The organism is Roseivivax halodurans JCM 10272 (genome assembly GCF_000521785.1).
GTDB classification, from domain to species: Bacteria; Pseudomonadota; Alphaproteobacteria; order Rhodobacterales; family Rhodobacteraceae; genus Roseivivax; species Roseivivax halodurans.
Map to the genome: position 1 here is coordinate 1 of NZ_JALZ01000134.1, position 595 is coordinate 595.

At 64.7% G+C, this 595-nt stretch carries 1 protein-coding gene; it reads left to right on the forward strand.

Annotated elements, in window-relative coordinates; all coding sequences use genetic code 11:
• Positions 1–130 precede the first annotated feature (130 nt).
• The coding region (locus tag OCH239_RS21485) for a tyrosine-type recombinase/integrase (RefSeq protein ID WP_037267612.1) at positions 131–595 on the forward strand (465 nt) is incomplete at its 3' end.

Consider the following 595-nt stretch of genomic DNA (forward strand, 5'->3'; position numbering starts at 1 on the left):
GGACGAAACCGCTCTCGCGGTAGGGGCGCCAGGGGCGAGTGTAGGGCGCTGATCGGGGCGCCGGGATTTGGTGGATGGGCGCGCCTGTCTGACGATTGGGACCTTCTCAATCCGATGACAGGAGGTTCCGATGACGGACCAGCATGTACCCGCCCTGCGGCGACGGTTTCTCGAGGATATGCAGATCAGAGGGCTGCTGCCGAAGACGCAGACGATGTACCTGCGCGCGATGCGCGAGTTCACGCGGTTTCTGGAGCACTCACCGGATACGGCGACACCGGAGGAGCTACGGGCCTTTCAACTCGACATGAAGGAGCGCGGCGTCGGCGCACCGACCTTCAACAACCGGCTGACGGTGCTGAGCTTTTTCTTCGCGACGACGTGTCCCCGCCCCGAGATGAAGCGGCACATGCGCTATCAGCGCGCCGCGAAGAAGATCCCGGTCGTGCTGAGCGCCGAGGAAGTGACGCGCATTCTCGAAGCCGCACCAGGGCCGGGGCTGAAATACCGGGCAGCCTTCAGCGTGGCCTATGGCGGCGGGCTGAGGGCGAGCGAAGTCACCCATCTGAAGGTGGGCGATATCGACAGCGACCGG